The organism is Streptomyces scabiei 87.22, from assembly GCF_000091305.1.
Taxonomy (GTDB): Bacteria; Actinomycetota; Actinomycetes; order Streptomycetales; family Streptomycetaceae; genus Streptomyces; species Streptomyces scabiei.
On sequence record NC_013929.1, the window covers coordinates 1,665,416 to 1,678,175 of the forward strand.

Consider the following 12,760-nt stretch of genomic DNA (forward strand, 5'->3'; position numbering starts at 1 on the left):
AAGGGAACCCTGTCATGAACCGTTTCGTCGTCACCGAGACCGCCGTCATCGATGCCCCCCTCGGGCGGGTCTGGGACGTCATCGCCCGCACCGACCGGTACGCCGAGTGGGTCGCCGGAGCCATCGAGGTCACCGACCACCACGGCGTCGCCACCATCGGCAAGACCTACTCCGAGCGCAACCGCACCCTCGGCCCGCTCAAGACCGACTCGGTCTGGACCGTCAGGGAGATCGAGCCCTTCAAGCGCCGCGTCGACACGGGCACCGGATTCACCCCACTCCAGGACGTCACCAACACCTTCGAGTTCCGCCCGGTCCAGAGCGCCGACGGCCGGGAGGCGACGGAGATGCTCTACCAGGTCGAGTACACCATCGGCCTCGGCCCGCTGGGCCTGCTCCTCGACTCCATACAGCAGCCCGCGATGCGCGCCGGCATGCGCACCTCCATGGCCAACCTCAACACCCTGCTGCGTTCCGAGGCGTCGAGGACCGCTCTCTGACAGGCGGCGAATACTCCTGGGCCGGCGGCCGGTCGGACGGGCGGGCCGTCCGACCGGCCGTGGGCCCAGGAGCGGCCGTCATCATGTACCGCTGATTTGTCGAGCGACCTGTTCGACAGACTGAGTCGAATAGGATCACGTCATGGCTCATGTATCCGCGGCGGAGCGCCGCCCGCAACTGATCAAGGCGACCATCGGCCTCATGGCCAGGGAGGGCGTCGCCGCCGGCAGCACCCGCGCCATCGCCGCCGAGCTCGGCGTGGCGCAGGCGACCGTGCACTACACCTTCGGCACGAAGGAGGAGCTGTACCGGGCCGTCATGGAACAGCTCACGCACGACCTCGTCGACCAGGTGACACAGGCCGCGCCCACGGACGCGAGCTTCGAGGAAACCGTCGTCACGCTCGCCGAAGCACTCTGGCGTACCGTGCTCGAACAGCCGGCCTCGCACCAGCTGCTCACCGAGCTGAGCATGTTCGCCCTGCGTACGCCACACCTGAAGGAAGCCCTTCAGAACCACTACAGCGAGGTCCTGGCGGTGACGACGAAGCTGGTCGAGCAGGCCGCCGAACGCACCGGTCACCGGCTCGGCCAGCCCGCTGAGACGATCGCGAGGTTCTTCCTGGCCGGCTTCGACGGACTGACGATGCAGCACCTCTCCCTGCCGGACGAGGAAGCCGAGAGCGCCTGCCTGCGGTCCTTGGTCTCGGCCGTCCTGGCCATGGCCTGAGGTCACCCGGTCGTCCGGACCAGGACACCCACGCCATCGCAGTCCGTTGACGCCCGGAACCGAGGACCGGATCCGAAGCAACGCCCGCTACCTGTCGTCGCCTTTCGCTGCGATGGCACGGTCCAGAACGTCGTGGTCGGCCCAGCTTCCGTGGAAGCCGAACGGCACCCGGCTGGGAAGCTTGACCCGGGCCAGCGGGGTGCGGCGCAGGTCGGCCGCGTCATGGACGAGGAGCTCGCTCAGGTCGGTGGCGCGGTTCCACCACAGCGAGAGCAGGTAGCCGTCGTCCTCGCTGCGGGCGTTCTCACGGGCCACGAAGACCGGTTCGCTCGGGCTGGTCAGGCCGTCGGGTCCGTCAACGACGGTGGTGCGGTCGAGAAGGTAGTCGTGACGGGCGAGGCCGTCGGACATGGTGTCGTCGGCCAGGCTGCGCGTGGTGACGAAGTAGCCGTAGCGGTGCGGCCGACCCATGTAGGCGTCGTTGATCTTCGGGAACTCGCCGAAGACGCCGCTGATCATCTCCTCCGTGGCCCGTCCGGTCGCCAGGTCGACGCGCCAGCGGTAGGGCAGGGCCGGCGGGAACCACTCGTGGGAGCCCACGGGCGTGAGGAGACGGTCGACCGGGCTGCCGAGGCGGCTGATCCGGTGCCCGTCGACGATCAGCTCATCGTCCTGCTCGTAGGCGTTGTAGAAGTGGGTGTTGGCCCAGTGGCCGCCGAGCTCGTGCCAGGTGATCTCGTGGGTGTGGCGGTTCATCAGGACGATCTGGACGCCATGTTCAAGGGAGCTCTCGTCCCAGACCACGCCGGGCCTGCTCTGGGCCACCAGGTCGAGGCGGAACTGGGCGGGCGTGACAAAGAAGATTGCGTAGGTGTCGCTCACCGCGAAGTCGTGCATGAGGACCGGCACGCCGATGTCGAAGGAGTGCGAGTCCTTGATCTCGGCCGTCTTCACGTCGGCGCGGTACCAGGTGATGGTGGGTCCGACCGCAGCGAAGAACAGCATGTCGCCGGTGTCCGGGTCGGTCTTGTAGTGGCCGGTGCACAGGACATCGACGCCGCCGTGGAAGTCGTACGTGCCGAGGGTGCGCAGCGTCTCGGGGTCCAGCGCGTGCGGCAGTCCGCCGTCGAAGTAGACGAGCAGATGGTCGTCGAAGAGGCCGGCGTTGATGTTGGCCACGTTCTTCGCGCGCGGGGCGCCCTCGGGCAGCCGGCCCGGGGTGCCGCCGTTGACGAAGCCGCTGTAGATCGCCTCCCCGGCCTCCACCTCGACCCTCATCGAGTCGGTCTGGACCCAGCGGGTGCGGTAGGCGGCTTTGCCCTCGCGCAGGTAGACACCGCACACCATGCCGTCGCCCTCCCACCAGTGGTAGCGGTCGGTGTTGCGGGGCTGGAAACGGGGATTGGAGGAGACGCGGAACAGCGCACCCGCGAGGTCGGACGGTATCTCGCCGTCCACCTCCAGGTCGTACGCCTCGTTCTCCTCCGTCCAGGGCGCGAAGGGGCCGTTGAGGAACCTGTTGCCGGTGTGCCAGTCGGCTCCGGCGCCGGCGGGGGCGGGGCGCTCTCCGGTCCCACGGGGAACGACGGTCATGGGGTTCGCGGGCATGGGGCTCTCCGTGCGGGTTGGTGTGTCGGGGCGGTCAGAACGGGTAGCGCGGGAGTTCGCCGCGTACGGTGACCCACTGCTGTTCAGTGAAGGCCTCGAGGTTGGCGATGGCGCCGCCGTGACGGGCGCCGGTGCCGGAGTCGCCGACGCCGCCGAAGGGGATGTTCGGTTCGTCGTTGACCGTCTGGTCGTTGATGTGGACCAGTCCGGTGGGCACGCGCTCCGCCAGGGCGAGGCCCTTCGCGACGTCCCGGGTGAGGATGCCGAGGGACAGTCCGTACTCGGTGCCGGCGGCGAGCCCGGCCGCCTCGTCCAGGTCCCGGAAGGGGACGACGGGCGCGACGGGGCCGAAGATCTCCTCGGCGTAGGCGGGCGCGGTGAGCGGTACGCCGGTGAGCACGGTGGGCCGGTAGAACAGGCCCTCGTAGGTGCCACCCGCGGCGAGCCGGGCGCCGGCCTCGACCGTGTCCGTGACGATGCGGTGGACGTTGTCGCGCTGACCGCTGTCGATGAGCGGTCCGACGGCGACGTCCTCGGTGGCCGGGTCGCCCACCCTGAGCGCGTCGGCGTGCTGGGCGAGCAGAGCGGTGTAGTCGTCGGCGACCGACGCCTGGACGAGGTGACGGCTGCTGGCCATGCAGATCTGGCCGGCGTGGACGAAGGACCCCCAGGCGCCCACCGAGGCAGCCTGCTCCAGGTCGACGTCGTCCATCACGACGAGCGCGGAGTTCCCGCCCAGTTCCAGGTGGACCCGCTTGAGGTGCCGGGCCGCGGCGATACCGATGGCGCGCCCGGCCCGAGTGGAACCCGTGAACGCGATGACAGGAACCTGCGGATGCTCCACGACGGCTGCCCCGACGTCCGCCCCGCCGGGCAGGACATGCAGCAGACCGGCAGGCAGGCCCGCCTCTTCGAAGACACGGGCGAAGACGACACCGCCGCTGATCGCGGTGCGAGGGTCCGGCTTGAGGACGACCGCGTTGCCGAGGGCGAGCGCCGGGGCCACGGCCCGCATGGCCAGGATGATCGGCACATTGAACGGGGCGATGACGCCGACGACCCCGACCGGGACCCGGCGGGAGAAGGACAGCCGCTCCTGTCCGGAACGCAGGAGCTCGCCGTAGGGTGCCCCGGCGAGGGCGGCGGCCTCGTGGCACTCCTCCGCACCGCCGCTGCTGACCTGCAGGGCGGCGAACGGCCGAGTCGCACCAGACTCCCGTACCAGCCAGGTCTCGATCTCCTGCTGGTGCTCCTCGAAGAGACGCGCGGCGCGGCGCAAGACAGCGGCACGGTCGGAATACGGCCGCGCGGCCCACTCCCGCTGGGCCCGCACCGCCCGCTCCACCGCCCTTTCCACATCGGCGGGCGTGGCGGAGCCGACGCGGCCCAACGTCTTGCCGGTGGCGGGCTCGACGGCGTCGTACCCCTCGCCGGTGCCGCTGATCCACTCACCCGAGCCGGAGAAGATGCGGCCTTCCCAGGTGCTGCTGTCCAAGAACGTCATGGTGTCCCGATTCGGTAGTGCGCCGTGGCGCGAAGATTATGTGTTGTGTCGCGAAGGTGGGGAGGTGGGGGCTTGCCGGCATCAATCCCCTGTTTCACTCCCTGGATGTCCCAACAAGGGCCTTGTCTCCGAGCTGGCCCCTGTCCTGCGAGGCTCGCTCCAGGCCGAGCGCGGAGTCGGCCGCCGGCACGCCCGGTCCGGCGGGGAAGAGCATCAGGCACACCACGAGACAGAGGAAATCGACTTCGGCTCTACCTGCGCCATTCGGGCCGAGGATGCCGGTGTGCCAGACGCTCAACTTGTTCCAGGGCCCGGTCGTCAACGTCAGTGCGGAGAGGAGAAGGACGACCGCCCGGGTCAGGAGTCCGGCGATGAGGGAGGCCCCGGCGGCTGTCTCGAAGGTGGGAATGAGCACGCTCAGCAGCCCGGTCGCGGGCAGTCCGAGCGGCTTTCAGCACGCCGAAGCCCAAGCCCGACGTGCCGGCGTCGCACTTGGCGAGGCCGTGCAGGATGAACAGCCGGCCGCCGCCGACGCGCAGCGCCAGGAGTGCGGCGCCGTGCAACCCGTTCGTCCGGGAGGTGACATCGCGGTAGAAGTGGATCACGGTGAGGTTCTCGGGGTGAGGTGGGTCCGGTAAGCCGAGTCAGTGGCTGGGCAGCGCCTTGGCCGGGGCTGCCGAGTCGATGTCCTGCGGCGGGGTGGACAGGTCGACCGCCTCCCTGCCGTCCGAGCCGCCGGGCGCATTCGCGGCTGTCGTGTGCCGCAGGGCGAGTACGGCGATGAATGCGGCGAGCAGGCTGGCACCGGCGCAGAGATAGAGGCTGAGGTCGAGGCCTGCTTCTAGGGTTTCGCGGGCCAGGGGGGCAAGCGTGCGCGACAGCTCGCCGAGATCGGCGTTGGCGACCGCAAGCGCGCCGCCCTCCGCGTTGACTCCCTGGGCCACGCCCACGGCCTCGGCAGGAAGCTTCGCGGCGCCGAGCTTCGCAGCGAGGGCACTGCTCGCCGTACCGAGGGCGACGGCGCTGACGATCGCGGGGCCCAGAGCCTGCCCGGTCTCGCGGACGAGGCTTGTGACCGCGCTGGCCATACCGGCGTGGCGGATGTCCACGGTGCCGACCGCGACGGCCGTCAGCGCGGAGAACATCGTGATGAAGCCGGCCCCCAGCAGCAGGATCGATCCGGCCATCGCCGCCAGATCCGTGGCGTCACCCGGCAGCAGCGCCATCCAGACCTCACCGGTGGCGAGGGACAGCAGACCGCCGACGAGCAGTACCCGGGGGTGCACACGCTGAAGCAGCCTCGGCAGGACGGGTGTGAGCAGCAGCGGGATCGCCTGGATGAGAGCGAAGGGCAGGGCGGCGTTCAGTGGGGAGAGGTGGTGCACGGCCTCCAGCTTGATGCTCAGCGCGTACGCGGTGCCGATGAAGCCGAACATGGCGAGCAGTCCAATGGCGGCAGCCGCGGCGAAGGAGGGGTTCCGGAAGAGCTCCAGCCGCAGCATCGGCGTACGCGACCTGCGCTCCGCAATGAAGAAGCCCACAAGGGCGGCCAGGGACAGCACGAAAGCAAGCACGATGTGCGGGGCGGTGTAGCCGTCGACGGCACCCTCGATGACGGCGTAGAGCAGCGCCAGCAGGGCGACGGCGATCGTGACCTGGCCCGGCCAGTCGAGTCCGCGCCCGGCCGGCTCGCGGGAATCGGTGATCCAGCGGAGGTTGACGGCGGCGGTCACCAGGCCGAGCACCGTCAGAGGTACGAAGGCCCAGTGCCAGTCGGTGTGCTCGGCGATGAACCCGCTGATCAGCGGCGCCATCATGGCGCCGAGAGCCAGGCTGACGGCCCAGTACGACAGGGCCCGCGCGCGGGCGGCGGGCTCCGGGGTGCCCGCGACGATCACGGCCAGCGACGAGGGGAAGATCGCTGCGGCGCCGAGTCCGGCGACCGCCTGGCCGGCGATGAGCTGGGTCAGTGTGCCTGACGTAGCGACGGCCAGGGAGCCGACCGCGATCAGGAGTCCTCCGAGAACGAGCAGACGCTTGCGCCCGAAGAGGTCACCGAGAACACCGAAGTTCAGCTCCAGGATGGCCGTCGGGAGGATGAACGCGGCCGGGATCCAGGCGAGGGCGGCGGCAGACGCCCCCAGGTCCCGCTGGATCTCTCCGATGATCGGGGACGAGAGCGGGATGCCGATCTGGGCCACGCAGATGGCCAGGCAGGCGGCGATCAAGGTGCCGAGGCCCAGCGAGGGCGGGTCCTCCGCAGCGGAATGGTTCATGAGGGTGTCTCCAGTAGCGGCTTGAGCGGTTCCCGGTGGCCCGACAGGGCCTGACAGATGTCCCACATACTCGGACGCATGTAGCGTTAGACAGGACGTTGCACCCCAAGCGCTTGAACAGTCAAGAGGCCCGACCCGCCGAGATTCACCGTTGACGTCGGCACAGTCAGCGATCTAGCGTCCCATTAAACAAAACATCCGTCCTGAAAAAGGAGACAAGCATGGCGATCACTGGACTCGGCCACACCGGCTTCTGGGTCGACGACCTGGAGAAGATGCGCGACTTCTACTCCCGCGTCATGGGTCTGACCGTCACCGATGAGGACCCGGAGCAGGGCATCGTGTTCTTCTCCGCGCGTCCCGAGGATGAGCACCACGAGTTCGTCCTCCAGCAGGGCCGCACCGCCCCTGCCGGCGCCAAGCTCACCCATCAGGTGTCATGGCGCGTGGACTCCCTGGAGTCGATCATCGACTTTCACCACCGGTTCCGCGCCGAGGGCATCGAGGTCCAGCAGGAGGTCACCCACGGCAACGCGATCGGGATCTACTTCTTCGATCCCGAGGGCAACCGCAACGAGGTCTACCTCCGCCTGGAGCGTGACGTGCGCCAGCCGTTCCGCAAGAGCCTCGATCTGGACCTGCCCCCCGAGGAGATCATGGCCGAGGCCGAGCGGCTGCTGACCGAGGGCGGACCGGCCTACCAGCCGGTCCAGTAACTGCCGTGCCTACGACATCCGCGCCGCCGTCGGTCCTGGTCGTCGGCGCAGGCCCGACCGGGCTGACGGCCGCCCACCTGCTGGGCTCCCGGGGCGTACGGGTGCTGCTGGTGGAGCGCAACACCACCACAAGCAACGACGCCAAGGCGATCAGCCTCGACGACGAGTCCCTTCGTACCCTGCAGTCGGCCGGCGGCCTGGACGAGGCGGTCTACCCGATCCTTGTGCCGGGCACCGGCACGAGGTACTTCGGCGTGGGCGGGCGGCCGCTCGTGCACGCCCGGGGCACCGGTGAGCAGCGCCTGGGACATCCGTTCAAGAACCCCTTCGCCCAGCCCGATCTGGAACGGGTGCTGCGTGAGCAGCTGCGCCGCCTGCCCGGTGTCGACGTCCGTTTCGGCACCCGGCTGACCGCCCTCGCACAGTACCCCGACCGGGTGCGCGTGTCCCTGCGAACAGGTGGGGAGGACGGGCCGGTCGAGGAGTTGGACGTTCCTTACGTCCTCGGCTGCGACGGCGGCCGCAGTACCGTGCGCGACCTTCTGTCCGTGCCCATGCGGGGACGGAGCTTCCCTGACGTGTGGCTGGTGGCCGACACCCTCGAGGACACGCACGACCAGCGTTTCGGCATGCACCACGGCGACCCCGACCGCCCCGTCGTCATCGTCCCGGGCCGGGACGGGCGTTGCCGCTACGAGTTCCGCCTCAAGCCGGGCGAGTGCGAGGCCGGTACCTCTCCCCCGTTCGCCCTCGTGCGCGAACTCCTGCGGCCCCACCGGGAGATCACGCCCGACCAGATCGAGCGCGCGGTCGCCTACAGCTTCCACGCGCTGCTGGCCGACCGGCTGCGCGAGGACCGCTGCTTCCTGCTCGGCGACGCCGCGCACATGATGCCGCCGTTCGCCGGCCAGGGCCTCAACTCCGGGATCCGGGACGCTGCCAACCTGTGCTGGAAGATCGCCGAGGTGGTGGCAGGCCGGGCCGGTGACACCCTGCTCGACACCTACGACACCGAGCGGCGTCCGCACGCCCGCGCCGTGATCGACCTCTCCGTGCGCCTCGGCCGGATCGTCATGACCACCAGCCGCCCGCGTGCCCTGCTGCGCGACGCGCTGGTGCGCACGGCGACGCACATCCCGCCGGCCCGTCGCTACCTCACCGAGATGCGCTACCGTCCCGACACCCGGCTGCGGGTGGGGGCCGTCCTCCCGGCGGACCGCGCAGGCGGTGAACTGGTCGGCACGATGCTGCCGCAGCCACGGGTGCTGCACGGGCCGCACCACCGCCCCGCACGGCTCGACGACATCCTCGGACAGGGCTGGAGCCTGCTGGGGATCGGTGTAAGCGACACCGGCTGGGCAACCGTCGTCCGGGCCGGCCTCCCCGAGGCCACCGCCGTGGATGTCTTCCTGGACGACCGCGCGCCGCGTGACCTGGCCGGCCGGACGGGGATCGCCGACGCCGACGGCCGGCTCGACGCCCTCCTCGCCGGGCTGACCGGTTCCTTCGTCCTCGTGCGCCCCGACCGGTTCGTGGCCGCGGTGTTCACCCCCGACCGGGCCGAGTACGTCGGCGCGACGCTGCGGCGCTTCGCTCCTGCCCGCCCCACCCCGGGCGCCAACCCGCCCGCCTGCCCGCCCACTTCCGACCCCGCCCCCGAGGTCCCGTACGACACCCCAGGAGTACCCCGATGAGACTGAGCACCGTCCGTATCGCCGACGACCGCGTGACCTCCGCCGCCCGGCAGGAAGGCGACGAACTCGTCCTGCTCCCCTACGCCGACGTGGGCGCGCTGCTCGCAGCCGGCGACGACTGGCAGGAACGCGCGGCCTCCGCCGACGGCGAGCGCCTGCCCCTGGCCGAGTCGTCACTCGCCCCGCTCGTCCCTCACCCGAACAAGATCGTGTGTCTCGGTCTCAACTACGCCACCCACATCAAGGAGATGGGCCGCCCCACCCCCGCGCACCCCACCCTGTTCGCGAAGTACGACGGCGCCCTGATCGGCGCCCACGACGCCATCCACACGCCGCCGGTCAGCGACGACCTCGACTGGGAAGCCGAGTTGGCAGTCGTCGTCGGACGCCCCGGCCGCCGTGTGCCGCGCGAGAAGGCCCTGGAGTACGTCGCCGGCTACACGGTCGCCAACGACGTCACCGTGCGGGACTGGCAGCACCGTACCCGTGAGTTCCTCTCCGGCAAGACCTTCGAGGCCACGACCCCGGTCGGGCCCGCGCTCGTCACCCCCGACGAACTCCCGCCCGGTGCCTCGGGGTTGGACATCTCCTGCAGCGTCGACGGACACACCATGCAGAAGTCCAACACCGCGGATCTGCTCTTCGACGTGGCCGAGACCGTCGCGTACATCAGCACCATCATCACGCTGCTGCCCGGCGACCTGATCCTCACCGGCACCCCGGGCGGCGTGGGCGCCGGTCGCGATCCGAAGGTGTTCCTTCGCCCCGGACAAGTGCTGATCACCACCGTGGAAGGCATCGGGGAACTCCGCAACACCGTCATCAAGGACCAGCTGTGAACCATGACCACAGGACAACGGCGACCATGCGGCACCGCGCGGCCGCCACCGGCCCACGCCCACCCACTAGAGTCTCTCGTATGTCAGGAAACATGTCTCCCAGCTACCGCGAGCGCAACTCCACGGCCGACCGGGCACTGGACATCCTGACCATGTTCGACGACATCCATCTCGTCATCTCCGGAGCCGCCGTGGCCGAGCGGCTCGGCGTGGCGCGCTCCACCGCGTACCGCTACCTGCAGAGCCTGGTGGCCGGGCGTTTCCTCGAAGAAGCTCCGGGCGGCGGCTTCCGGCTCGGCCTACGAGTGCTGGAGATCGCCCGAGTGGCCCGCCGCAGTTACGGTCTCTCCGAGGTCGCGGTGCCGTCGATGGAATCGCTCGCCGAGGAGGTGCACGAAACCGTGCTGTTGACCCGGCGCACCGGTGACCTGGTGGTCTGCGTGGACCGCGCGGAAAGTACCCGCGCGGTGCGGATCTCGTACGAGCGCGGCAGCGCCCTGCCGATCAACGCCGGCGCCTCCGCCCTTGTCCTGCTGGCCTGGAGCCCGGACGACGAAGCCCGCGGGCTGTTGCAGAACGCCGAACTGCGCCGCTTCACCTCGGCCACCCTCACCGACGTCGACGCCCTGATGGAACGACTCGGCCGGATCCGCCGCATCGGCTACTCCGTCACCCGCGGCGAACTGGATCCCGACGTGGTCGGCATCGCCGCCCCGATCCGGGACGAGAACAAGCAGGTGGTCGCGGCGGTCAGCGTGGCCGCCCTCGCCTCCCGGGTCTACCCGGAGGCGGAGACGGAGATCGCTCAGAAGGTTCTGGCCACCGCGCAGGAGATCAGCGAGCGGATGGCCGTCGTCGCGGGCTGACCCCTGGTCCTGCTCCGTCCGGGAGGGGTGACGCGGTAAGCCGTGTCAGGGCTCGACCGTGCGCCAGGCACACAATTTCTCAGTATCACGGCGACCGGCCCTCTGTGGTCGAGATGGATGCCTCCGAGGCCCAGCGATTCGTCGGTAAGGCAATGGAAGGCGGATGTCGTCCTACGCACCGGCGAAGGCATGACCACCGTCTCGCACAAAGAGCTCGGCTCGCCAGCCGCGGCGAGGAAACAGCCCCAACTCCGGAAACGTCGACCAGCCATTGACGCTCACCGGTGTCAGCAACCAACACGGATCACAAGGCAGATGCACAGCCGAGCGGAGTTCGCGCGACAACGCTCACCGGGACCGTAGCGCAGATCAGAAACACCCAGGTCAGCGGCGTGCGAGGCGCCTGGTACCTGCCCGGCCCTCACCGGAAGTGGGGTGCGGTGATTCCACCGTCTGGTTTGGGCAGCGACCGCGTCCTACTGTCAGAAAACCGCAGCTCGTGGCGAAATTCTGCACGACGGCAGTCAAAGGAGACGGCTTCATGGCAAAGACTTTTCCCCCCGAAATCACCATGGGAATGGACGAGCCGTGCCGGTTCGATATCGAGGTGTTCGATCTGGAGGTCCTCGAGGGCTCAGTACCCGCGGACATCGACGGCCTGTTCGTCCAGGCGGTTCCGGACCAGGTGTATGTTCCCGAGGTCCCGGTGCTGTGGCCGATGACCACCGCTGCGGGCGGGGACGGCGCGGTACGCGCCTTTCGAATCAAGGACGGCTGCGTCGACTTCCGGACCCGCTATGTACGCACCGAGCGTTTTCTGCTCGAGCGCGAGGCCCGCCGATCCCTCTACGGGAATTACCGGGATCCGTACTCCGACGATCCGAGCGTCGCCGGCACGAGCCGTACGACGGCGAACACCGCCATCTACTTCCACGCCGGCCGGATGCTGGCGTCGAAGGAAGACGGACTGCCGTACGAGATCGATCCCGTAACCCTCGAGACCCGGGGCGTATGGGATGCGCACGGTGATATCACGAGTCTGACCTTCACAGCCCACCCGAAATTCGACTCGGACACCGGCGAGATGTTCGGTTTCGGTTACGCCGCGAAAGGCGAGACCACGCGCGACATCGCCTACTACGTGATCGACGCCTCGGGCAAGGTGATCCACGAGGCTTGGTTCGAGGCACCGTACTCGGCCATGATCCACGATTGCGCGCTGACCAAGAACTTCATGCTCTTCCCGGTCATGCCCATCACCAGCGACCTCGACCGTCTGAAGGCCGGCGGCCCGCACTTCGTGTACGACGGCGACCTTCCGCAGGTCTTCGGAGTCATTCCGCGCTTCGGTGATGCTTCCGAGGTGCGCTGGTTCCAGGCCCCGCCGGCCTTTCCCGGCCACACGATCAACGCCTACGAGGAGGACGGCGCAATCGTCTTCGACCTGTACGAGGCGGACGGCAACGGCTTCGCACCGGTCGTGCCCGACAAGAACGGCAGGCCGACACCGCCTGGCAGCGTCACCACCCGGCACGTGCGCTGGCACATCGACTACCACACAGGCGAGCAGCGGCTCACCGAGCGGGAGGTGCTGGCAGTCGTCAACGGCGAAGGGCCGCACATCGACCCGCGCCGCGATTCGAAGCCGTACCGCCACGTCTTCGTGCCGACGCTCGACCGCGACAAGCTCGAGACCGACGTCAACGGCCGCCCCTATCCGGTGATGTTCAACCAGCTCAGTCACTTCGACCTGGTAGCCGGGACCCGTGACGACTGGTATCCCGGGCCGGCCGCAACGTTCCAGGACCCCGTGTACTTCACCAAGTCCCCTGAGTCCGCAGAGGACGACGGCTATCTGATCGCCACGCTCAACTGGCCGACGGAAAAGCGCAGCGAACTCGTCATCCTCGACACGCTCGACCTCGCAAGCGGGCCGGTCGCCCGGCTGCGGCTTCCTGTACGCATGCGCCTCGGCATCCATTCGACGTGGATCGACGGCGCCCTCGTCCCCTCCTGGAGGTGACCCG

The 12,760-nt window shown here is 69.2% G+C and carries 11 protein-coding genes; 7 read left to right on the forward strand and 4 right to left on the reverse strand.

All coding sequences use genetic code 11. The features are described 5' to 3' along the window. Positions 1–14: 14 nt before the first annotated feature. Both SCAB_RS07045 and SCAB_RS07050 read left to right on the forward strand, forming a co-directional pair. A complete protein-coding gene (locus tag SCAB_RS07045; protein ID WP_012999363.1) occupies positions 15–500 on the forward strand; it encodes an SRPBCC family protein in 486 nt (161 codons plus the stop codon). 142 nt (positions 501–642) lie between these two features. Then, positions 643–1,230: a TetR/AcrR family transcriptional regulator gene (locus SCAB_RS07050; protein ID WP_012999364.1), complete on the forward strand. Its 588-nt coding sequence runs from the start codon at positions 643–645 to the stop codon at positions 1,228–1,230. Between the two features lie 87 nt (positions 1,231–1,317). Here SCAB_RS07050 and SCAB_RS07055 read toward each other — a convergent pair whose 3' ends face one another. The 4 genes from SCAB_RS07055 to SCAB_RS07070 form a co-directional block, all read right to left on the reverse strand. After that, the gene (locus tag SCAB_RS07055; protein ID WP_012999365.1) at positions 1,318–2,838 is read right to left on the reverse strand and encodes a carotenoid oxygenase family protein; all 1,521 of its coding nucleotides are present in this window, start codon (positions 2,836–2,838) and stop codon (positions 1,318–1,320) included. A 34-nt stretch (positions 2,839–2,872) separates the two neighbouring features. Beyond that, entirely contained in the window at positions 2,873–4,342 is a 1,470-nt protein-coding gene (locus tag SCAB_RS07060) for an aldehyde dehydrogenase family protein (protein ID WP_012999366.1), read from the reverse strand. Positions 4,343–4,436: 94 nt separating this feature from the next. After that, positions 4,437–4,781, reverse strand: a complete 345-nt coding sequence (locus tag SCAB_RS07065; protein ID WP_323806093.1) for a hypothetical protein — start codon at positions 4,779–4,781, stop codon at positions 4,437–4,439. A gap of 205 nt (positions 4,782–4,986) precedes the next feature. After that, positions 4,987–6,618 carry an MFS transporter gene (locus SCAB_RS07070; protein WP_012999368.1) on the reverse strand — a complete coding sequence of 544 codons (1,632 nt, stop codon included), beginning with the start codon at positions 6,616–6,618 and terminating at the stop codon, positions 4,987–4,989. A gap of 221 nt (positions 6,619–6,839) precedes the next feature. Between SCAB_RS07070 and SCAB_RS07075 the strand changes: the two genes are divergently transcribed. The 5 genes from SCAB_RS07075 to SCAB_RS07095 all read left to right on the forward strand — a co-directional run bounded on the left by SCAB_RS07075 (position 6,840) and on the right by SCAB_RS07095 (position 12,756). Beyond that, a complete protein-coding gene (locus SCAB_RS07075) occupies positions 6,840–7,334 on the forward strand; it encodes a VOC family protein (RefSeq protein WP_012999369.1) in 495 nt (164 codons plus the stop codon). A 5-nt stretch (positions 7,335–7,339) separates the two neighbouring features. Next, positions 7,340–9,028, forward strand: a complete 1,689-nt coding sequence (locus SCAB_RS07080; RefSeq protein WP_012999370.1) for a bifunctional 3-(3-hydroxy-phenyl)propionate/3-hydroxycinnamic acid hydroxylase — start codon at positions 7,340–7,342, stop codon at positions 9,026–9,028. Continuing rightward, positions 9,025–9,867, forward strand: coding sequence for a fumarylacetoacetate hydrolase family protein (locus tag SCAB_RS07085; protein WP_012999371.1), 843 nt, complete (start codon positions 9,025–9,027; stop codon positions 9,865–9,867). The genes SCAB_RS07080 and SCAB_RS07085 overlap by 4 nt, the downstream gene beginning before the upstream one ends. A 92-nt stretch (positions 9,868–9,959) precedes the next feature. Continuing rightward, complete coding sequence (locus SCAB_RS07090) at positions 9,960–10,733, forward strand: IclR family transcriptional regulator (RefSeq protein ID WP_231884905.1); 774 nt, start codon at positions 9,960–9,962, stop codon at positions 10,731–10,733. A 541-nt stretch (positions 10,734–11,274) separates the two neighbouring features. Further along, a complete protein-coding gene (locus tag SCAB_RS07095) occupies positions 11,275–12,756 on the forward strand; it encodes a carotenoid oxygenase family protein (RefSeq protein ID WP_037729166.1) in 1,482 nt (493 codons plus the stop codon). Positions 12,757–12,760: the final 4 nt, after the last annotated feature.